This window comes from Absiella sp. AM09-50 (genome assembly GCF_003433845.1).
GTDB lineage: Bacteria > Bacillota_I > Bacilli_A > Erysipelotrichales > Erysipelotrichaceae > Hoskinsella > Hoskinsella hominis.
In genome coordinates this window covers 129817-151242 of the sequence record NZ_QVFI01000002.1, presented here as the reverse complement: position 1 = coordinate 151242, position 21426 = coordinate 129817, and the positions used below count along the sequence as shown (strand labels likewise).

The window sequence follows — 21426 nt, the reverse complement described above, 5'->3', positions numbered from 1 at the left end:
TACAGGTATAATAGAACAGTAATGGAGGCTATATGAATAAAGCAGATAAAATATTTATTGGAATCGTATTGATCGTTGTATGCTTATTATATATCCCTTCATTGTGGAATGCTTATCAAAACAAAGGGAAAGCAAAAACAGCTGTTGTCAGCTATAAAAATGAAGAAGTACTTCGTATTGATATGAAAGTGGATAAAGACTATGAGGTACAGGGAAGTCTTGGTCCTGTGCATATCGAAGTAAAAGATGAAAAGGTACGTGTAGAAAAGGAAAACAGTCCTTATCATTTGTGTTCTATTCAGGGTTGGGTATCGGATGCGAATATGCCAATCGTCTGTCTGCCAAACAATATTGTTGTGGTCATAGAAACAAGTGATACATCAAGTAGTGATGATGTGGATACGGTGATACAATGAGAAATGATACAAAACGTATGACAACCATAACCATGCTGATTGCGTTGTCGATCGTGTTTCATATGGTAGAATCGATGATTCCTGTTCCTGTACCGATTCCCGGTTTTAAACTGGGACTAGCAAATATTGTAGGATTAATTGCGTTGTATCTATATGGTGCACGCGTCATGCTGGAAGTTAATCTTATGCGAGTTGTATTTGCCTCACTTCTTCGTGGAGTATTGTTTGGCACTGGTTTTTGGTTAAGCTTATGCGGTGTAATCTTAAGCAGTCTTGCATGTATTATCGCTTATAAAAAAAGCCCGATGAGCATCTTTGGTGTGAGTGTGGCTGGAAGTGTGTTTCATGCAATCGGACAGGTAATTGCGGTTACCTTTATTTATGCACAATTCTTTATGCAGGCGATACTGCCTTTATTGATACTGGCAGGTATACCTACAGGATTATTGATAGCATTTATCGCATCACAGGTTTTGAAAAGAATTCATAGGGAAAGTATAAAAGGAGGATAAACAATGGAAACATTTGTATATAGACCAAAAGGAGTTTGTTCACAGGAAATGCGTTTTGAAATGGATGGCGACATTATTCGCAGCGTAAAAATCGTTGGCGGATGTGCAGGCAATCTTTTGGGGATATCCAGAATTATTACAGATAAAAAAATAAGTGAAGTTATTTCTGCGTTTGAAGGGGTACGCTGCGGTATAAAACCAACATCATGTCCAGATCAAATATCTAAGGCATTATTGGCTTATGCTGCTGAACATGACATCAAGGTCAATTAGCATACAACAGATAAAACGTTAACGATAGGCACTTATTGCCTATTTTTTTGTATCAAGAAGGAGGGAGTAGATGAAAAATATAAAATTTATATGGGAGTACGCAAAGCCATACCAAAGAAAAGGCGTTATGATTATTTTCCATGTTGGTATTTATGCATTCTTTACACTTGTAGCGCCATTGATTATTTCTTATATGCAGGATAATATCATATCCGGGATACCATTTGAAAATGCATTCTTACAACAGATCGTAGATGCTATGGGTGGAATCAGCTATCTGCAAGAACACTTATGGATAGGCAGTCTGATGATTTTATTTTGTTATGTATGTATTGGTATTGCTATTTATAAGCGAAGCATGAATGGAGGATACTTTTCTGAAAGTTTTGCATTACATGTAAGAAATCATATGTATGACCATTTACAAAAGCTGAGCTTTCATTACCATAAACAAAAAGACAGTGGCGATTTGATTCAAAGAAGTACATCCGATATCGAAACGATACGAAGATTTTTAGCAACACAGTTATCAGAAATGATCTATGCAGTCATGATTGTGGCAATCGCTATTAGTATCTTGTTTTCAAGAAATGTAAAACTAACGATTATTTCGATTTGTTTACTACCATTTATCATGTTGGCATCCTTTATTTTCTTTCGCAAAGCCAAAAAAATCTTTTTGGAATGTGATTTGGCAGAAAGCAGTATGACAAGTGTCTTACAGGAAAACTTAAATGCGATGCGTGTTGTAAAAGCTTTTCATCAGGAAGAAAAAGAAATAGAAAAATTTGAAACATTTAATGAAGCATACCGCAAGAAGTATTTTGACTTGATGCATGCTTTAGGAATCTTTTGGAGTGGTACGGATTTTTTAGGTTTGTGTCAATATTTGATCATGATGATATCCGGTGTCTACATGGCACTTGAAGGAGAGCTTACGACTGGAACATTCTTTATATTTCTAATGTATGAATCTATGATTATCTGGCCGATTAGACAGCTTGGGAGAATCTTAGCCGATATGGGAAAGGTCAGTGTATCCATCAAACGTATCAAGGAAGTATTAGAAGAGCCATGTGAAGAACTGGAAAAAGGATTATGTCCTGAAATCAAGGGCGATATCGTATTTGATCATGTCAATTTCCGATATGCGGATGATCCAAGAATGGTGTTGAAGGATATCAGCTTTCATATACCAGCCGGCACAAAGGTTGCGATTATGGGACCAACAGGCAGTGGTAAAAGCTCACTGGTGCATCTATTGACCGGTATTTATGATTATCCATCAGGCAGTATTCAAATCGATGGCGTAGAACTACGTGATATCGCAAAACAATGGTTAAGAAAACATGTCCAGATTGTTTTACAGGAGCCTTTTCTTTTCTCAAAAACGATTTATGAGAATATCCATCTTGCGGATATCCACGCCCAGAAAACAGATATCGAACAAGTAGCTCAAATGGCCAGTATTCATGATACCATCCTGTCATTTGACAAAGGTTATGATACAGCAGTAGGAGAAAAAGGTGTTACATTATCAGGTGGACAGAAACAGCGTGTTGCTATCGCAAGAACATTGCTTTGTAAAAGCCCAATCATCATCTTTGATGATTCTTTAAGTGCATTAGATACCAAAACTGACCAGATGATTCAACATGCCTTATCATCTTTAGACCATGATATGACCATGTTGATGATTACCCATCGTATATCATCTGCCAGTAAAGCAGATATGATCATTGTCTTACAGGATGGCTGTATTTCTCAAATTGGTACACATGAAGAATTACTGCATCAGGAAGGTTTATACCAAAGAATTTACCATATTCAACAGGAAGGGGGGATACAGGATGGAAGAACAGGAATTTGAGAGTGATATTTATGATGTATCCGTCTGGAAAAAAGTATTGCTCCTGTTATGGGAACATAAAAAAATTGTGATATGGAATTTGATTTTAAATGTTCTTTTGGCTTTTACCGATATCATTTTACCCCTGTTTAATCGATTTGCGATTGATACATATGTAGTAGAACAGACAAAAGCGGATTCTTTGCCAGTATTTGCGATATGTTATGCCATACTGATCATGACACAATGTATTCTTGTATATGGCTTCTTTCGCTTAGCAGCACGTATTGAAAGTGATTTTGGCAAGAATCTAAGAAAGAAGTGCTTTGAGAAGCTTCAAGTGCTCACGTATGCGTATTTCGATCGTACAGCCAATGGCTGGCTGATGGCAAGAATTACTTCTGATACGGCAAGACTTGCGGAAATCTTAGCATGGAGCATGGTCGATCTTGTATGGGGCATCATTGTCATGATCGGTATTAGTATCGTTATGCTCTTCATCAATTGGAAAATGGCGCTGTGTATTTTAATTATCGTACCAGTTCTGTGGTTTGTGTCTTTATTTTTCCAAAGAAGAATCTTATCTGCACAACGAAAAAGCCGTAAAGCAAACAGTAAGATTACGGCAGCATTTGCGGAAGGAATCAATGGGGCAGTCACGACCAAAACACTAGGTATTGAAAAAGAAAACTTTGAAGAATTTCAAGGAAAAACAAAAGATATGCAGCACTACTCGATTCGAGCAGTACGCTTTAATGCAATCTTTCAGCCAATCGTATATCTGTTATCTGCGATTGCGATTGCCTCTTTATTGTTTATCGGTGGCAATCAGGTATTAATGAAAACCATACAGTTTGGTACCCTTGCTATGTTTATCAATTATGCCAATTTATTCTTTGATCCATTGAAACAGATTGCACGTATCTTAGCAGAAATACAAATGGCAAGTGCCAGTGCAGAACGTGTGGTTTCTTTATTGGAAGAAGAAGTGGATATCGTTGATCGAGAAGATGTGATCAAGCAGTATGGAACGCTGTTACAACCTAAAAAAGAAAACTATGAGCCATTATATGGCGATGTGACATTCGACCATGTGGATTTTTACTATAATGAGAAAGAAATGGTATTAACGGATTTCTGTCTGGAAGTAAAGAAAGGACAAATGATTGCACTAGTGGGTGAAACAGGCTCAGGCAAAAGCACCATTGTGAATTTGTTATGTCGTTTCTATGAACCAAAGAGTGGTAAAATTTTAATGGATGGAAAAGATATTCAAAAGCGGAGTGTTGGCTGGCTGCATTCTAATATCGGCTATGTTTTACAATCGCCAAATCTGTTCAGTGGCAGTATTTTAGATAATATCCGTTATGGAAAACCAGAGGCAACACTGGAAGAAGTCATTCATGTTGCTAAAGCGATTCAAGCGCATGAATTCATTATGGCATTACCACAGGGCTATGATACCAATGTAGGAGAAGGTGGAGATCGTTTATCTACCGGACAAAAACAGTTGATTTCCTTTGCGAGAGCATTGATTGTCGATCCTAGTATCGTTATCCTTGATGAAGCAACCAGTTCCATCGATACAGAAAGTGAAAAAGCCATCCGGCATGCGATGAAAACACTGCTGCATGATCGTACCAGCTTTGTTGTGGCACATCGTTTAAGTACGATCGTAGATGCTGATCAAATTCTGGTTATGCGCCATGGGAAAATCATGGAGCAGGGAACACATAAGGAATTATTAGCATTACATGGCTATTATTATGAATTATACAATAGTCAATATGAACAAGAATATACACAAAGAGCATGGAATATAGAATAGGAGTGATGTTGTGTCAACAATTGGAAATATATTATGGGTAATATTTGGTGGTCTGGAAATGGCTTTTGGCTGGTTTATTGCCGGCTGTTTATGGTCCATTACCATTATTGGGTTACCAATAGGGTTGCAATGCTTTAAAATTGCCGGTTTATTATTATGGCCATTTAAAAAGCAGATAGTGCCTTCTTCCATGGGGGCAATCAGCTTTTTAATGAATATTTTATGGCTGTTGATCAGTGGAATATGGCTTGCTATCGCAGAAGTGATCACTGGTGCTGCTTTATGTATCACGATCATTGGCATCCCATTTGGTCTGCAGCATTTCAAATATGCCACGCTGGCTTTGATGCCATTTGGTACCCGTGTAGAAAAAAGATATTACTAAAATGGGCATAAAAAAAATTTAGCTGAAAGCGTTGACAAAACAAAAACCATCCTGTATGATATTACCGTAATCGATGGATAGTGATTGTTTAAGTACAAGCTAAACCTATTTACACAAGAGCCAATAGAATATGCAGAATGTATGTGATAGTGGTTGATGTAGATAGGTTTTTTATGTGTTCAGAAAGGGGTCAGACCATGCAAATACATAAGATTTTAAATAACAATGTTGTCGTTGTGTTAGATGAACAGGAAAAAGAACAGGTTGTTATGGGAAGAGGTCTTGCCTTTAAGAAAAAGTGTGGAGATGAAATCGATCCAGCCCAGATTGACAAGGTGTTCACAATGAGCAACCCCGATACAAACAATAAATTTCAAGAGATAGTCGCAAACATACCACTAGAATATATGTTGTTGGTGGAAGATATTATCACCTATGCAAAAACACATATTGGAAAGAAAATCAATGATTCCATTTATATCTCTTTGGCAGATCATATCTTCATGTCCGTAAAGCGCTTCAGTGAAGGTATCGTTGTAAAAAATGCATTGCTATGGGATATTAAACGATTTTATAAAGATGAATTTTACATCGGTCAAAAAGCGGTAGAAATGATTGCGCAGCGTACAAAAATTATACTGCCGGAAGATGAAGCAGGATTTATTGCCTTACACTTTGTGAATGCACAGATGGAAGAAAATCCTGATAAAGTAGAAGATATGTACACCATCACGAAAGTGATGCAGGAATTATCCAATATCGTAAAATATTACTTCAACATGGAATATGATGAAGATTCTGTATATTATTATCGCTTTGTAACACACCTGAAATTCTTTGCCCAGCGTCTTGTGACAAAGAAAACCTATCAGGAAGAAAGTGAAGATGATTTATTGGATATCATCAAGATGAAATATAAAAATGCTTATGAATGTGTCAAAGTTATCAAAAAGTTCTTGGTAGAACAGTATGACTATCTTTTAAGTGATGAAGAAATGCTGTATCTGACCATTCATATCGCAAGAGTCACAAATAAGAACTGTGGGTAGTTCATCAGATCAACTGATTGGCTATAGATCAAAAAGAAAAGGAGGGACATTTTACAAGTATAAGGAGCAAACGACAAGCAATATTCAAATATTTCATATGTAACTGGATGGTGACATTAAGTTGGCCAAACCTTCATGTTTCGAATGAAAACGAAAAGAAATGGAGGACATAAACATGGGAAAATATGAACAATTAGCAAAGGACATCATTAAGAATGTCGGAGGAAAAGAAAACATCAATGGATTAACACACTGTATCACACGCTTACGTTTTAAACTGAAGGATGAATCAAAAGCAAATGATGACATCTTGAAAAATATGGATGGTGTCGTAACAGTTATGCATTCTGCAGGTCAGTATCAGGTCGTTATTGGAAATCACGTACCAAATGTATACGCAGATGTATGTGAAGTTGCTGGTATCGGAGGAGGTGCTCCTGCATCTGAACAAGATGCACCAAAAGGAGTATTCAATAAACTGATTGATATCATCAGTGGATGTTTCCAGCCAATCTTAGGCCCAATGTGTGCTGCTGGTATCGTCAAAGGTTTAAATGCATTGCTAGTATTCCTGATGGGCGCAAGCTATAGTACAAGTGGTACTTATATGGTATTAAATGCCATTGGTGATGCCGTATTCTATTTCATGCCAGTATTATTAGGATATACTGCGGCGAAGAAATTTAAATTAAACCCAATCACAGGTATGGTCATTGGTGCTGCATTATGTTATCCAACCATTCAAAAAGATGCATTGGCTGCAGCTGGGGAAGCACTAGGTTCTTTACCACTGTTAGGGGATTACTTTACAACTTTTATTGGTATTCCATTTGTTGCAGGTAACTATACATCTTCTGTTGTGCCAGTATTGGTTGTTGTTGCATTCGCAGGTTACTTACAGAAACTTGGCAAGAAATTCATTCCTGAAATGCTACAAGGATTCTTTGTTCCTTTATTTGTATTGCTGATCAGCTTACCAGTTGGTTTCTTAATCATTGGACCAATCGTTTCATTAGCTACAAACTTATTATCAAGTGGATTCTCTAATCTATATGCATTCTCTCCAGTATTAACAGGTGCTGTGGTTGGTTTCTTCTGGCAGGCACTTGTTATCTTTGGATTACACTGGGCATTGATTCCAATCGCTATGATCAATATGACAACTGCAGGATTTGATACAATCTTAGTAGGAAGCTTTGGATGCTCATTTGCACAGACTGCTGTAATTGCTGCTATGTTCTTTAAATTACGTGATGCAAAGAAAAAAGCACTTGCAATTCCTGCGATCGTATCCGGTGTATGTGGTGTAACAGAACCTGCAATCTATGGTTTCTCTTTACCTGAAAAAACACCATTTATATTCTCAATGATCGGTGGTAGTGCTGGTGGTGCATTATTTGCATTATTAAATGGTAAAGGTTATACCATGGGTGGTTTAGGTATCTTTGGTGTTGTAAACTACATCTCACCAACAGGGGATGCCAGTGGTATGTACGCAAGCTTTGCATGTATCGCTGTTTCTATGATCATTGGTTTTGTATTGACATTTTTCTTCTGGAAAGATAAATCAGAAGACATGAAGCCTGTGACTGTAGAAACAAAGAATCCAGTAAAAGTATCAAAAGAAGTTATCGTTTCACCAATCGAAGGAAAAGTGAAACCATTATCTGAAGTAAAAGATGCTGCTTTCGCAGGTGGTACTTTAGGCAAAGGTATCGCAATTGAACCAGCAAATGGAAAAGTTATTGCCCCATTTGATGGTACAATCATGACATTATTCCCAACCAAACATGCGATTGGACTTGTAAGTGACAATGGATGTGAAGTATTGATTCATATTGGTTTAGATACTGTTCAATTAGAAGGAAAACACTTTGAAGCACATGTAAAACAAGGTGACAAAGTAACAAAAGGACAGCTGCTTGTTTCATTTGATAAAGCTGCTATTGAAAAAGAAGGCTATTGTGTAGATACACCTATCATTATTACCAATACCAATGATTATTTAGATATCGTAGAAACACAAGAAGCAAGCGTAAAAGCAAATGATTCGTTGATCACGGTATTACTATAAAATAAACGAAAGGAAAGGACATAAGTTTCTTTCCTTTCTTCAAATAAAGATGAATGTATGAAAGTTTCATATCTTTGAAAAATCATATAAAAAGATATGTGTTACCATAATAAATGAAGAAAAAGGAGGGCAACATATGCCATTTAAAAAAGATTTTTTATGGGGTGGTGCAACTGCCGCCAACCAATGTGAAGGAGCATGGAATGTAGATGGAAAAGGTATTTCATGCGCAGATATTTGTACAGGAGGAAGCTATAAACAGGCAAAAAGAATTACACCTGTTTTAGAAGAAGGAACCTTCTATCCAAGTCATGAAGCAATTGACTTCTATCACCATTATAAAGAAGATATCGCCTTATTCGCAGAAATGGGGTTTAAAGTATTCCGTTTTTCTATCGCATGAACAAGAATCTTTCCTACCGGAGAAGAAGAAACACCAAATGAAAAAGGTTTACAGTTTTATGACAATGTCATTGATGAATGTTTAAAATATAACATAGAACCATTGATCACGATTTCTCATTATGAAGTGCCATTCGCATTAACACAGAAATATAATGGCTGGGCAAGCAGAGAAATGATCGATATCTTCACAAAATACTGTAAAGCGATATTTACACGCTACAAAGGAAAAGTAAAATACTGGCTGACATTTAATGAAATCAATGGCGCAACTGGTAATTTTGGCGCATTCTTATCACAGGGAATCTTAAATGAAGGCACAACAGATTTTATGCATCAGGTAGATAATCCCAAACAGCGTTTCCAAGCCTTACATCATCAATTGGTCGCAAGTGCACTGGCTGTAAAGATGGCACATGAAATTGATGAAAACTATAAAGTTGGATGTATGCAGATTTTTGCGACAAGCTATCCATTAACATGTAACCCGGATGATGTAGTATTGACCCAACAAAAAAATCACATCATGAACTGGTTCTGTGGAGATGTACAGGTAAGAGGATATTATCCATCTTATATGAAACGTTTCTTTAAGGAAAATGATATCGAAATCAAAATGGAACCAGAAGATAAAACAATTTTGAAAGAAGGTTGTGTTGATTTCTACAGCTTCTCTTATTACATGTCTGTATGTCACAGTGCAGATGAAAGTAAAGAAAATGGCGATGGCAACTTATTAGGTGGTGCCAATAATCCATATCTGAAAGCTAGTGACTGGGGATGGCAGATTGATCCAAAAGGATTGCGTTATTCTTTAAACGAAATCTATGATCGTTATCAGATCCCTTTGATGGTTGTAGAAAATGGTCTAGGTGCTTATGATAAAAAAGAAGCTGATGGAAGTATCCAGGATGATTATCGTATCGACTACCTGCGTCAACACATTGCACAGATGAAAGAAGCAGTAGAAGATGGCGTGGATTTAATGGGTTATACACCATGGGGCTGTATCGATTTGGTCAGTGCATCCACAGGAGAAATGGCAAAACGCTATGGCTTTATCTATGTAGAAAAATATGATGATGGTACTGGAGATTACTCACGTAAAAAGAAGAAATCTTTTGCATGGTATAAAAAAGTAATCGAAAGTAACGGAGAAGAATTATAATAAGAAAATCAGGAGGATATAGATTATGAGTTTTCCAAAAGGCTTTTTATGGGGAGGCGCTACAGCTGCCAACCAATGTGAAGGAGCATGGAATGTAGATGGCAGAGGACCTGCTAAAACTGATGTCACAACCGGTGGCTCTGTAAAAGAACCAAGAAAAATCACTTATGTGGATAAAGATGGAAATGGACATGCAGTGGCTGATCGTAATTTTGAATTGCCAGAAGGTGCACACTATGCAGTATTAGATGATTATTTATACCCAAATCATGATGGTATTGATTTCTATCATCATTATAAAGAAGATATCGCTTTATTTGCGGAAATGGGATTTAAAGTATTTCGTATGTCTATTTCATGGAGTCGTTTATATCCAAACGGGGATGAAGAAACTCCAAATCCAAAAGGGCTAGAATTTTATCGCAATGTCTTTTTGGAGTTGAAAAAATATAACATAGAACCATTAGTGACTATCTGGCATTTTGATACACCACTTTATTTGGAAGAACACTATGGTGGATGGAACAATCGTCAATTGATCACTTTCTATGAACGTTTCGCAAAGACATGCTTCAATGAATACAAAGGGCTGGTAAAATACTGGCTGACCTTCAATGAAATCAATAATACGGTAATGATGCTGGATCTGTTTGGAAATAAAGGCGATGATACACAATATCAGAAAGCTTACCAGCAGTTACATTATCAGTTTGTCGCAAGTGCACGTGCAGTAAAAATCGGACATGAAATTGACCCTGAGAATAAAATTGGGTGTATGATTTGTGGTATCACATTCTATCCGGCAACATGCGATCCAGCAGATATCCTTTTAAATCGTCATAATTGGGAAAAGAATATCTTCTATTGTGGCGATGTGCAGTGTTTTGGTAAATATCCAACCTACGCAAAACGTTTATGGAAAGAACACCATGTGGAACTGGATATCACAAAACAGGATCTTCAGGATTTAAAAGAAGGCGTTGTGGATATGTATACCTTCTCTTACTATATGTCATCTCTTGTGACAACCCATCAAGTAAAAGATCAGGTAAGCGGCAACTTTACAGCTGGTGCGCGTAATGAATATCTGAAATATTCTGACTGGGGATGGGCATTTGATCCAACTGGTCTACAATATTATCTGGAAATGGTATATGATCGTTATGAAATCCCAATGATGGTCGTAGAAAATGGCTTGGGTGCATTTGATGAAGTAGAAGAAGATGGAAGTATTCATGACCCATATCGTTTAGATTACTATCGTGAACACATCCAGGCAATGGATAAAGCGATTTGTAATGGTGTGGATTTAATTGGCTATACAACTTGGGGATGTATTGATTTGGTATCTGCAGGTACAGGAGAAATGCGTAAGCGTTATGGCTTCATCTATGTAGACAAACATGATGATGGCACAGGTACCATGGAAAGAAAGAAATAAGACTCTTTCTACTGGTATAAAAAAGTTATAGAAAGCAATGGTGAAGAGCGATAAGAAAAGGGCAAAGTTTGCCCTTTTTATATATGACAGACAAAATGTACGAAAGTTTCATATCTGTGAAAACCATAAAGAAAAGAAGCATGATAAAATAATCACTGTAAGAAAAAGGAAAGGTTATGGTGAAGCAGATGGAATATTCTAAATTAGTTTCATTCCCAAAAGATTTTTTATGGGGAGCAAGTACAAGCGCCTATCAGGTAGAAGGGGCAGCATTAGAAGATGGAAAAGGATGCAGTGTACAGGATGTCAAAGAGGTGATTCATGGCACAGCGGATTTCAAAGTCGCAAGTGACTTTTATCATCATTATAAAGAAGATATTGAAATGATGGCAGAAATGGGATTAAAAACATTTCGTTTCTCTATCGCATGGACACGTTTACTGCCAAATGGGACTGGCGAAGTAAATCAAAAGGGAATTGATTTCTATAACAACGTGATTGATACATGTATTGCCAATGGCATTGAACCATTTGTGACAATGTATCACTTTGATTTACCAGCAGCATTAGATATAAAAGGCGGCTGGAGTAATCCGGAAACAATCGATGCTTTTGTGGAGTTTAGTAAACTGATGTTTGAAAACTATGGGGATCGTGTAAAATACTGGTTAACGATCAATGAACAGAATATGATGATTTTACATGGCGCAGCAATTGGTACTGGCACAACAACACAAAAACAGCTGATGCAGGATAATCATCACATGTTGCTGGCACAAGCAAAAGCAATGAAACTGTGTCATGAAATGTGCCCAAATGCAAAAATAGGTCCAGCACCAAATATTTCTGCGATTTATCCAAGCAGTTGTAAACCGGAAGATATTTTAGCAGCCGATACGTTCTCTGCAATTAGAAACTGGTTGTATTTAGATATGGCAGTATATGGAGAATACAATGCGACAGTATGGAGTTATATGCGTGAAAAAGATATCCTGCCTGAAATTAAAGCAGGCGATATGGAGATCATGAAAGAAGGAAAACCTGATTTCATTGCATTTAACTATTATTGTACACAGGCAGTATCTGCATGTGATAAAGATGAATCTAGCAGTGAAACCACAGGGGATCAACAGGTTGCTGTAGGAGAAGCTGGTGTATATAAAGGTGTGGATAATCCATATTTGCCACATACGGATTTTGGCTGGCAGATTGATCCTGTTGGATTTAGAAATACCCTTCGTGAAGTATATTCCCGTTATCGTTTGCCCATCATTATTACAGAAAACGGCTTAGGGGCCTATGATCAATTGGAGGAAGATGGCAGTATCCACGATGACTATCGTATCAATTATTTACGACAGCACATTGAACAAATGCAGCTTGCAATCAGTGATGGTGTCAAACTGTTTGGTTATTGCCCATGGTCTGCGATAGATTTGATTTCCACACATCAGGGATTTGCAAAACGCTATGGTTTCATATATGTCAATCGTGATGATGAAGATATCAAAGATTTAAAACGTTATAAAAAAGATTCCTTCTACTGGTATCAAAAAGTGATTAAAACCAATGGAGAAGATTTAAAATAGTAACATCTTTACATATGTTTTAAACCGTATCGTTTTTAAGGTACGGTTTTATTTTATTAAATATAACAATTATCAGTTTTCCTAAACATGTGAGTTGCCTGATTTCTTAGCTATATTTATGATATAATAAAACACATAAGGATGGTGAGATATGCTGAAACTTCCAAAAGACAATTCTAATTTTACGAAATATTCGTGTGAATGGACTTGTGTATAAAGATAAAACAAAAAACATAGAAACATTAGAAAATAGCAATTAATAAAAGTAAAAAGTAAGGAGTTAAAATGCAAAAAATCGCAAAATTTTATAAAGTGAGTTATGAACAATTTGAAAAAGATTGTAAAGGTATCTTTAATGAGCACGAAATAAAAACCATTTATGATGGAATTCAATTACCCAAAAGAGCTACAAAGGGAAGTGCCGGATATGATTTTTATTCACCTGTTTCATTTACATTGAAACCACAGGAAACCATCAAACTTCCAACCGGCATACGAGCACAAATGTGTGAAGGATGGGTACTACAGTTATTTCCAAGAAGTTCTTTAGGCTTTAAATATCGTTTACAGTTTAATAATACGGTTGGTATCATTGATGAAGATTATTTTTATTCTGATAATGAAGGGCATATTTTTGTGAAACTGACCAATGATAGCAAGGAAGGAAAAACACTTCAAATAGAAGCAAATGAAGCATTGGTACAGGGTATTTTTCTGCCTTTTGGCATCTGCGAGGATGATGAAGTGAGTGAAAAACGTAATGGTGGTTTTGGGAGCACAAATAAATAAGTGCTTCTTTTTTTTACTGTATCTATTGCATAACAACTGTATCTATTGTATAATCACAGTAGAAAGAGTGGTGACGACATGAAAATATTGATATCCAATTACTCTTCATTGCCAATTTATGAACAAATTCGTGAACAGATTAAAGAAGCTATATTAAAAGGCGAAATAGAACCTGGAAGTATGTTGCCCTCGATTCGTGTGCTGGCTTCTCAGTGTAAAGTCGGCGTAATTACCGTAAAACGGGCATATGAAGAATTGGAAAAAGAAGGGTTGATATTCAATCGACAGGGGAAAGGCTGTTTTGTGAAAGAAATCAATCAAGAGGAAGTAATAAAATTGTATGAACAACAGCTTAAGGAGCAAATAAAAGAGCTGTGTAGATTTTGTAAGGAACATGCCATTAGTGAAACACGCATGCTTGCCTTAATAGAAGAATGCAAGGAGGAAGAATGATGGATGCATTACATGTAGAAGGATTACAGGTGAAATTACATAATTTCACGTTAAATAATATTACTTTAGATATCCCACAGGGCAGTGTGATGGGATTAATTGGAAGAAATGGTGCAGGAAAAACAACCTTTATCAAATCCGTTTTAAACTTATTGGATCGAAAAGGTATCGTATTATTTCATGGACGTTCTTTAGAGAAGGATCATGAAGAAGTATGCCGTGATATTGCATATGTAGGAACTGATTTTGATTTTTCGCTCAACACGAAAGTAAAAACATTACGAAAGATCTATCGTGATTTTTATTCAGAATTTGATGAACAGCAATTTGAATCTCTGTGTGAAAAAAGTGATATCACTTTAAAAAGTAAATTATCACAATTATCACTTGGTCAAAATAAACTTTTACAGTTATATCTGGCAATCTGTCGTAAACCGGTATTATTGATTTTAGATGAGCCAATGGCGAATCTTGACCCCATTACAAGAAGAGAAATCATTGAATTATTAAGTGAATTCATGATTGATGAAACACACTCTATTTTGATCAGTTCACACCTGTTAAGTGATTTAGAAAAAATCGCAGATTATGTTACGCTGATTGATCATGGAAATATCGTTTTAAAAGATGATATGGTTCATTTACAAGATGGTTACTATGAAGTATTTGTGTCTAAAGAAGAACTAACAAAACTTCCTAAAGAAATCATTATTCATGTAAGAAAACTAGGTGATGAATATCAGGCACTATGCCATGTTTTGGATGAGTGTCAATTAGAAGGATATCATTATCAAAGAGCTGATTTAGAAACAATAATGTATTATTGTTGTGAACAAAAGTAGGTGGCAATGATGAAAAATTTTATGGCTTATCAAAAAATTTATGCCGCTTTGCAAGTCACGGATACAAAAATTACAAGATATATAGTTTATCTATTGAGCTTGATGATGATGTTTGTATTTTCACCTATAAACATGTTTCTGATCACGATGTTTATCTCTAACATACAGTCTGAAAGATATAGTAAAAACAAACAGGTTATAACGCTATTGCCTTGTTCAAAAAAGCAGGATTGTTACTATTATTATGCAACTGGATTATATTCTTTATGGAAATGCTTCATATATGCAGCTGCCGGTGCGTTATTGATTTATTTTGTCTTATTTCTGTTTCATGCGGATGTTTCAAAATTGTTGTCGTCAATATTCAGCTATGATTCAAGTCTAACAATATATCGTATTACAGGTCTTTTTGCAGTCATGATTATTTTACATTTATGTTTAGCTTTCCTGGACCGTATTTACCATGAATCTAAAATGTACGTTATTATAGCTATGGTTGTTTCTTTCATCAGTATGTATTTTTTCTTTCATCATTTTGAAAATGAGATTGTTTATGTCTTCGCAATCATCATCGCAGGAATATCTATCATCTGTATTCCATGGATAACTTATCAAATAGAAAAAAGAGGAGGTATAAAGCATGCATAAGATCATTGCCTTTCAAAAATCTTTGTTTCGTTGTCAGCTTCGGGGAATCTTTCAAAGTGGCTGGATCCTGTTGTTGTTTTTACCTTCTATGTTAGGCTTTGTTGGTATCTTGTTCAGCTTACTGATGTTTTTCATGTATTTAGATTCCATCATACGAAATCATGAATCATTAAAGTTATTTCCAGTATCAAAAAGGTTTTATGTATTGAATATTTTTCTGTCCGGAATTATATTTCTAACGGGTGTATTTTTTATGTATATATGTTTGATAGGTGTTATCGTATTTGTATTTAATCTACTACAATCAGATGTTGAACAAGAGGTAACACAGATGGTTATTACACAGGGAACATCTTCGATTGATATCAAACGCATTATTGCCATTGCGATGATCATGCTTTTTGCCTATATTATGGGAGTCACGATGTTATTGAAATTAAAAAAAGAAGCTTCCTGTATCATTGGTATTATCATACTTTCCATTATTTCATCCATTCTGGTTCTAGCTTCCTATAAACAACCGGATACATTTATGTTTCCTATGATCATATTGGGATTAGCTACCTTGTTCGCTGGACCTTTATGGTGTATGAAAAAAGAGAAACGATTATGTTAAAAATACATTTTATCAGTTATTATGTTTGCTTATTGATGCGATTTATAAACGGTTAGTTATCGATTTCGTGAGTGGATGTGTGACAAGGCTATATGTCTACATCTGGTTGTCATACTTTACCTAAAATTCCTCTCTGAATAGGTGGAACAGACAAAGAAATGTACATTGTTTTTATTAGGTGGTTATACTACAATGAAGTCAAGTTTTTTTCATCTTAGGCAGAGAAGGCATACTTGGTGAATTTGATTTTGGAGGGAAGGATATTGTGGGTTAATATGTTCAGAATGCCCTGTATATATTGCAACTCAAACAGGAAATGAGGAACTGAAAGAACAGTTAGCAAGGGACTATTCGACAGATACCTGTAAATTTGAAAAAATGATATGATGTGCTGGGGTTGTCATTCTATGATAGGAATAAATGAAAAGATGTGTGTGGATTGTCCAATGCGAAAGTGTGGCATGGCAAAAAAGGTTTCCCATTGTGCGGAATGTAAAGATTATCCATGTTAACATATAGAGGATTATGTGCCGATTGAAAGTGATCATCGAAAGACTTTAGAAGAATTAGCTAAACAATCGTAGTTTGTTATGTTGATTCAATGCGTTTTATATAGCTTATCTTACAGTTGTTGGTATGTATGCCATGGCTTGTCAATTGATATGCAATGCTTGATTAAGAAATCCGATTTGGGTTTCTTTTTTTGACTATTATAATTCTATTGGTACTATATTTATTTTAGTACTTGACAATACAAGGTACTGGGATTATTATAATAATGGAGGTGGAGCCAGTGAATACACAATTCAAAAAGGGAGTATTAGAAATGATCGTACTGCTTTCTGTATATAAGAAAGATATGTATGGCTATGAATTGGTATCAGAAGTAAGTAAAGTCGTGAATGTCAATGAAGGCACCATTTATCCATTACTGAAGCGATTAACAAATGAACACTATTTTGAAACGTATTTGGTAGAATCAAGTGAAGGGCCACCAAGAAAATACTATCGCATAACGTATTCAGGTAAAGAAAGAATGAATGAACTATTAGGAGAATGGAATGAATTTCATGAAACGGTGAATAATTTCATAAAGGAGAGTGATCTGCATGAAGAAAGATGAATTCTTAAACCTGTTAGATAAAAAACTACAGGTCATTAATGAACGTGAACGCCGCGATATCATTGATGAATACCGCACGCATATTGAAATGAAGATGAAAGAGGGAAAAACTGAAGAGGAGGCAATCGAAGATTTTGGTGACATTGATGAATTGGTGGATGACATTCTGGATGCATATAAAATCAATACCGATCGTGTACACCATCATGATTTCGATCGTAAATTTAACAATTTCATGGATGAGTTGTTTGATGGATTTAAACGCTTTGTTTCAAGTTTTACATCTTTAGATGCGGATGATGTCATTAAATTAATATTTGAATTTTTGATGATATTGATTTTCTTGTTTATTTTGAGAATCCCATTTGAAATTGCGTCATCATTAGGCGCAAGCCTGTTGAGAAATCTTGTAGGCTTCGGCATTGGACATGTGTTGGCTGGTTTATGGAAATTCATGATTTCCTTAGCATATGTTGTTATCTTTGTGCTGGCACTTTATGATTTATGTAAAAAACGTATCAATCGTTATAAATCACGTAGAAATGATTCTACAGTATTCGACGACTTTAAAGATACAATGCATGATTTCGCAAATGGTAAAAATACCTATCGTCAAAGAAATTCAAGTATCTATGATGAAAAAGATGATTGTAGCTATCAGGATTCCTATCGTAAAAAAAAGCAACAATGAGCGAAGATGATGATACTTATACGCAAGAGGAAGAAGTAGATGAAGATGTATATGAAGATGTAAATGAACAGCCATATCGTAGAGAAAGAAATTACGATACGTATTATGATGATCGTCATAGTGTAGGCATTATCAGAACATTTTTAAGAATTTTCTTCTTATTGATCATGATACCATTTATCTGTGTTATTGTTGGATTATGTTGTGCATTAGGCGCAATGGTTGTGGTAAGTATTCAAGGTGTTACGATTTTTGGAGCGTACTTTATCGTTATTGGCGGATTGATTTTAACCTCATCTTTCCTGAGTGCGTTATATCAGCTGTTATGGAGAGGGGGAAGAAGATAATGAAACATTTCTTAATTACCTTTATTATCGGAATGACCAGTATCGCCATCGGATTTACGATGATTTTCTTTGAAATCAAAGATTATAAAGAAGTAAATGGCTGTGATTTATATAACCCGGAATATTACACCACAACGAATACATTTAATGTGAGTGATAAAGATTTAAATATCACATTGGAAGATGGATTTATTCGCTATGATATCATTATCGATGAGTCTATGAAAGATAAAGTAAAAGTAGAAACAAACGAAGCTGTTTTGACTGAAGTATCAGATAATCGCTTATATGTCAGGGAATCTGATTTGCATTCTTATCAAAATTATAATCATCGTGAAGATTTATTAGATTTATTTCATAAGGTGATCGATGGATTGAAAGAACATAAAATATATACTTGTGAAAGTAATGAAGTTGTGCGTATTACATGTTCAAAAGAAATGCGCAATCGTATCAAAATGAAGATGAATGATTAGAATATATGATAGAGTGTATAGAAACTAAAAAAAGTTATAAATACCTATTGTAAACCATAGAAAAGCTGATATAATAAACATGTATCAGTAATGCATACGCAAACAAAGAAAACATGAGAAAAGGAGAAGCAGGCGCGCTTCTCCTTTTCAATTTCGTAGTTGGACTGAATCAATGAGAGTTCTTTATGTACAAAAGGAGCTCACCATTCTTCCCAAAAGCTAATTACTTCTTTTTCTTTTTGTACTTCAGCTTACATTCATATAATCTGCATACTTCTCTTAAGATAGCGGGAAGTGTCTTGATCAACGTAATACAAATGCTGGTCAAACAGACTATGAAGAAATGATTTTTACATGTTCAAAAGAAATGCTTGATCGTATAAAAATTAAAATAAATGATATAGAATATATGATAGAGTGTATAGAAACTAAAAAAAGTTATAAATACCTATTGTAAACCATAGAAAAACTGATATAATAGACACGTATCAGTAATGCATACACAAACAAAGAAAACATGAGAAAAGGAGAAGCCGGCTTGCTTCTCCTTTTCAATTTCGTAGTTGGACTGAATCAATGAGAGTTCTTTATGTACAAAAGGAGCTCATCATTCTTCCCAAAAGCTAATTACTTCTTTTTCTTTTTGTACTTCAGCTTACATTCATATAATCTGCATACTTCTCTTAAGATAGCAGGAAGTGTCTTGATCAACGTGATATAAATGCTGGTCAAACAGACTATGAAGAAATGATTCACCATAAAAACCCCAAAGATAAAGTACATACGCTCTCTTCAAAGAAAACATTTCAGTAATCCTCCTACAAGTATATATACGTAAAAAAAAGTAAAAATCCTAAAAAACTTTTGGAAAAAAGCAAAATAACCTATAAATAATATTGGTTTGTGTAAGATTTAAATACATTTCCGAAAAAATGTATGGAAAAGTGAATGAAATTTTCTGCTGAAAATATCATAGGGAGTGAATTTCTGTCGGGAATCTGATATCATAAAGAAAAGGAGATGTGTTTATGAATCAATTTGTATATTATGCACCAACAAAGGTGTATTTTGGAAAAGGACAGGAAAGCCATGTTACAGAATATATTAAACAGTATGGTGGAACGAAAGTGTTGCTGCATTATGGAGGACATAGTGCTGAAAGAAGTGGTCTTTTGGACCGTATCAAAAATCTATTAGAAGAAGCTGGATTAGCTTATGTATGTCTAGGTGGTGTTGTCGCAAATCCAGTATTATCTAAAGTCGAAGAAGGCATTGCTTTATGTAAAAAAGGTGGTGTTGACTTTATTCTGGCAATCGGTGGAGGAAGTGTGATTGACAGTGCAAAGGCAATTGGCTATGGTGTTGTAAATGAAGGAAATCTTTGGGATTATTATGAGAAAAAACGTACAGTTACAGGCTGTCTTCCAATCGGATGTGTGTTAACAATTGCGGCTGCTGGCAGTGAGATGAGTAACTCCAGTGTCATAACCAATGAAAATGGTCAGTTGAAGCGGGGACTGACAAATGATTATGGCAGATGTCGTTTTGCGATTATGAATCCAGAATTAACATATACGTTGCCTCCATATCAAAGTATGAGTGGTGCGGTTGATATTATGATGCATACGTTAGAGCGCTTTTTTGTCAGTGAAGAACCGATGGAAATCTATGATCATTTTGCGCTTGGTGTATTGAAGACAGTAGTTCATCATGCGCCAATTGTTTTGAAAGAGCCGATGAATTATGAAAGTCGCTCAGAGCTTATGTGGGCAAGCAGCTGTTCACACAATGGTATGAGTGGACCAAGAGAAATCGGCGATTGGGCATGTCATCAGCTGGAACATGAATTATCAGGAAAATATGGTGTTGCACATGGTGCTGGATTAAGTGCTGTGTGGGGCAGCTGGGCAAGATATGTATATGAAGCAGATGTAAAACGGTTTGCGAAACTTGCCAGAGAACTTTTTGATATGAAAGAAGAGGACGACCATGTTTGCGCATTAAAAGGCATCGAGGCAATGGAAGCATTTTTTACATCAATTCAAATGCCGATTTCTTTGCATGAATTAGGGCTTGAAGTCAGTGATGAGGATATCAGAGAACTGGCGCATAAGTGCAGCTTCTTTGGAAAACGAACAATTGGATGTGTAAAGAAATTAGATGAAAAAGATATGCGAAATATATATAAAAACGCAAAATGAAAGTAATTTTCAGAAAATAAATTAAAATATTTGTAAAATATCTTGAAAATGTTTGAAACGAGTGATATACTTTAATCAGATTTTGAAATAAATCTATTCTATACATTTTATAAAAGGAAGAGTTCGTGTGAACGTAGTGTTCGTTCAACCTCCTTATTTATAAACTTTCCTAATTATCTCGTTTCTTTCATAAAATGTACATTAAAATCGCCAAGTGCGATTTTTTTTGGTATAATAATGAGGGTTTTCAAATT

Annotated in this window: 21 protein-coding genes and 2 pseudogenes; all 23 read left to right on the top strand. The window is 35.5% G+C overall.

The annotated features are described in order from the left end of the window. The first annotated feature begins 32 nt into the window (after positions 1-32). The 23 genes and pseudogenes from DW114_RS03210 (at position 33) to DW114_RS03110 (ending at position 21172) form a co-directional block, all read left to right on the top strand. Positions 33-416 (top strand): NusG domain II-containing protein, encoded by a 384-nt coding sequence (locus DW114_RS03210; RefSeq protein WP_117452353.1) that lies wholly within the window; start codon positions 33-35, stop codon positions 414-416. Then, a complete protein-coding gene (locus tag DW114_RS03205; protein ID WP_117452352.1) occupies positions 413-928 on the top strand; it encodes a Gx transporter family protein in 516 nt (171 codons plus the stop codon). The genes DW114_RS03210 and DW114_RS03205 overlap by 4 nt, the downstream gene beginning before the upstream one ends. A gap of 3 nt (positions 929-931) precedes the next feature. Further along, the gene (locus DW114_RS03200; RefSeq protein ID WP_117452351.1) at positions 932-1201 is read left to right on the top strand and encodes a TIGR03905 family TSCPD domain-containing protein; all 270 of its coding nucleotides are present in this window, start codon (positions 932-934) and stop codon (positions 1199-1201) included. A 70-nt stretch (positions 1202-1271) separates the two neighbouring features. After that, entirely contained in the window at positions 1272-3071 is a 1800-nt protein-coding gene (locus tag DW114_RS03195) for an ABC transporter ATP-binding protein (RefSeq protein WP_117452350.1), read from the top strand. Beyond that, a complete protein-coding gene (locus DW114_RS03190; protein WP_117452348.1) occupies positions 3052-4878 on the top strand; it encodes an ABC transporter ATP-binding protein in 1827 nt (608 codons plus the stop codon). Before DW114_RS03195 ends, DW114_RS03190 begins: the two co-directional genes overlap by 20 nt. A gap of 10 nt (positions 4879-4888) precedes the next feature. Further along, complete coding sequence (locus DW114_RS03185) at positions 4889-5263, top strand: YccF domain-containing protein (protein ID WP_117452346.1); 375 nt, start codon at positions 4889-4891, stop codon at positions 5261-5263. 197 nt (positions 5264-5460) lie between these two features. Beyond that, positions 5461-6312 carry a BglG family transcription antiterminator LicT gene (gene licT / locus DW114_RS03180; protein ID WP_117452344.1) on the top strand — a complete coding sequence of 284 codons (852 nt, stop codon included), beginning with the start codon at positions 5461-5463 and terminating at the stop codon, positions 6310-6312. A gap of 175 nt (positions 6313-6487) precedes the next feature. Then, entirely contained in the window at positions 6488-8386 is a 1899-nt protein-coding gene (locus tag DW114_RS03175) for a beta-glucoside-specific PTS transporter subunit IIABC (protein ID WP_117452342.1), read from the top strand. Between the two features lie 136 nt (positions 8387-8522). After that, positions 8523-9956 (top strand): annotated as a pseudogene (locus DW114_RS03170) (glycoside hydrolase family 1 protein). 25 nt (positions 9957-9981) lie between these two features. After that, the gene (locus tag DW114_RS03165) at positions 9982-11397 is read left to right on the top strand and encodes a family 1 glycosylhydrolase (protein ID WP_117452340.1); all 1416 of its coding nucleotides are present in this window, start codon (positions 9982-9984) and stop codon (positions 11395-11397) included. Positions 11398-11585: 188 nt separating this feature from the next. After that, entirely contained in the window at positions 11586-12986 is a 1401-nt protein-coding gene (locus DW114_RS03160; RefSeq protein WP_117452338.1) for a glycoside hydrolase family 1 protein, read from the top strand. A gap of 285 nt (positions 12987-13271) precedes the next feature. Next, entirely contained in the window at positions 13272-13775 is a 504-nt protein-coding gene (locus DW114_RS03155) for a deoxyuridine 5'-triphosphate nucleotidohydrolase (RefSeq protein ID WP_117452336.1), read from the top strand. Positions 13776-13853: 78 nt separating this feature from the next. Next, complete coding sequence (locus DW114_RS03150) at positions 13854-14228, top strand: GntR family transcriptional regulator (RefSeq protein ID WP_117452334.1); 375 nt, start codon at positions 13854-13856, stop codon at positions 14226-14228. Further along, positions 14225-15070 carry an ATP-binding cassette domain-containing protein gene (locus DW114_RS03145; RefSeq protein ID WP_158552160.1) on the top strand — a complete coding sequence of 282 codons (846 nt, stop codon included), beginning with the start codon at positions 14225-14227 and terminating at the stop codon, positions 15068-15070. The genes DW114_RS03150 and DW114_RS03145 overlap by 4 nt, the downstream gene beginning before the upstream one ends. Before the next feature lie 9 nt (positions 15071-15079). Then, positions 15080-15718: a hypothetical protein gene (locus tag DW114_RS03140; RefSeq protein ID WP_117452330.1), complete on the top strand. Its 639-nt coding sequence runs from the start codon at positions 15080-15082 to the stop codon at positions 15716-15718. After that, the gene (locus DW114_RS03135) at positions 15711-16334 is read left to right on the top strand and encodes a hypothetical protein (protein ID WP_117452328.1); all 624 of its coding nucleotides are present in this window, start codon (positions 15711-15713) and stop codon (positions 16332-16334) included. Before DW114_RS03140 ends, DW114_RS03135 begins: the two co-directional genes overlap by 8 nt. Positions 16335-16604: 270 nt before the next feature. Then, positions 16605-16721: pseudogene (locus tag DW114_RS22155) on the top strand (hypothetical protein); the annotation flags it as partial. Continuing rightward, on the top strand, positions 16718-16846 hold the full coding sequence (locus DW114_RS21945) for a DUF3795 domain-containing protein (RefSeq protein WP_117452326.1): 129 nt from the start codon (positions 16718-16720) through the stop codon (positions 16844-16846). The pseudogene DW114_RS22155 and the gene DW114_RS21945, both read left to right, overlap by 4 nt. A gap of 281 nt (positions 16847-17127) precedes the next feature. Then, positions 17128-17457, top strand: coding sequence for a PadR family transcriptional regulator (locus DW114_RS03125; protein ID WP_117452324.1), 330 nt, complete (start codon positions 17128-17130; stop codon positions 17455-17457). After that, positions 17444-18148 carry a DUF1700 domain-containing protein gene (locus DW114_RS03120; RefSeq protein WP_233511331.1) on the top strand — a complete coding sequence of 235 codons (705 nt, stop codon included), beginning with the start codon at positions 17444-17446 and terminating at the stop codon, positions 18146-18148. Before DW114_RS03125 ends, DW114_RS03120 begins: the two co-directional genes overlap by 14 nt. Then, positions 18145-18495 (top strand): hypothetical protein, encoded by a 351-nt coding sequence (locus DW114_RS21580; RefSeq protein WP_233511332.1) that lies wholly within the window; start codon positions 18145-18147, stop codon positions 18493-18495. Before DW114_RS03120 ends, DW114_RS21580 begins: the two co-directional genes overlap by 4 nt. Next, positions 18495-18971: a hypothetical protein gene (locus DW114_RS03115; protein WP_117452322.1), complete on the top strand. Its 477-nt coding sequence runs from the start codon at positions 18495-18497 to the stop codon at positions 18969-18971. The genes DW114_RS21580 and DW114_RS03115 overlap by 1 nt, the downstream gene beginning before the upstream one ends. 1028 nt (positions 18972-19999) lie before the next feature. Further along, positions 20000-21172, top strand: a complete 1173-nt coding sequence (locus DW114_RS03110; RefSeq protein ID WP_117452320.1) for an iron-containing alcohol dehydrogenase — start codon at positions 20000-20002, stop codon at positions 21170-21172. The last annotated feature ends 254 nt before the right edge of the window (positions 21173-21426 follow it).

Excerpts from the sequence above, each read along its gene's own strand:
- DW114_RS03135 (WP_117452328.1), top strand. The coding sequence starts at position 15,711 with ATGCATAAGATCATTGCCTTTCAAAAATCTTTGTTTCGTTGTCAGCTT.
- DW114_RS03160 (WP_117452338.1), top strand. The coding sequence starts at position 11,586 with ATGGAATATTCTAAATTAGTTTCATTCCCAAAAGATTTTTTATGGGGA.
- DW114_RS03120 (WP_233511331.1), top strand. The coding sequence starts at position 17,444 with ATGAAGAAAGATGAATTCTTAAACCTGTTAGATAAAAAACTACAGGTC.
- DW114_RS03155 (WP_117452336.1), top strand. The coding sequence starts at position 13,272 with ATGCAAAAAATCGCAAAATTTTATAAAGTGAGTTATGAACAATTTGAA.
- DW114_RS03110 (WP_117452320.1), top strand. The coding sequence starts at position 20,000 with ATGAATCAATTTGTATATTATGCACCAACAAAGGTGTATTTTGGAAAA.
- DW114_RS03210 (WP_117452353.1), top strand. The coding sequence starts at position 33 with ATGAATAAAGCAGATAAAATATTTATTGGAATCGTATTGATCGTTGTA.
- DW114_RS21945 (WP_117452326.1), top strand. The coding sequence starts at position 16,718 with ATGATGTGCTGGGGTTGTCATTCTATGATAGGAATAAATGAAAAGATG.
- DW114_RS03115 (WP_117452322.1), top strand. The coding sequence starts at position 18,495 with ATGAAACATTTCTTAATTACCTTTATTATCGGAATGACCAGTATCGCC.
- DW114_RS21580 (WP_233511332.1), top strand. The coding sequence starts at position 18,145 with ATGAGCGAAGATGATGATACTTATACGCAAGAGGAAGAAGTAGATGAA.
- DW114_RS03190 (WP_117452348.1), top strand. The coding sequence starts at position 3,052 with ATGGAAGAACAGGAATTTGAGAGTGATATTTATGATGTATCCGTCTGG.
- DW114_RS03205 (WP_117452352.1), top strand. The coding sequence starts at position 413 with ATGAGAAATGATACAAAACGTATGACAACCATAACCATGCTGATTGCG.
- DW114_RS03140 (WP_117452330.1), top strand. The coding sequence starts at position 15,080 with ATGAAAAATTTTATGGCTTATCAAAAAATTTATGCCGCTTTGCAAGTC.
- DW114_RS03165 (WP_117452340.1), top strand. The coding sequence starts at position 9,982 with ATGAGTTTTCCAAAAGGCTTTTTATGGGGAGGCGCTACAGCTGCCAAC.
- DW114_RS03145 (WP_158552160.1), top strand. The coding sequence starts at position 14,225 with ATGATGGATGCATTACATGTAGAAGGATTACAGGTGAAATTACATAAT.
- licT (WP_117452344.1), top strand. The coding sequence starts at position 5,461 with ATGCAAATACATAAGATTTTAAATAACAATGTTGTCGTTGTGTTAGAT.
- DW114_RS03200 (WP_117452351.1), top strand. The coding sequence starts at position 932 with ATGGAAACATTTGTATATAGACCAAAAGGAGTTTGTTCACAGGAAATG.
- DW114_RS03175 (WP_117452342.1), top strand. The coding sequence starts at position 6,488 with ATGGGAAAATATGAACAATTAGCAAAGGACATCATTAAGAATGTCGGA.
- DW114_RS03195 (WP_117452350.1), top strand. The coding sequence starts at position 1,272 with ATGAAAAATATAAAATTTATATGGGAGTACGCAAAGCCATACCAAAGA.
- DW114_RS03150 (WP_117452334.1), top strand. The coding sequence starts at position 13,854 with ATGAAAATATTGATATCCAATTACTCTTCATTGCCAATTTATGAACAA.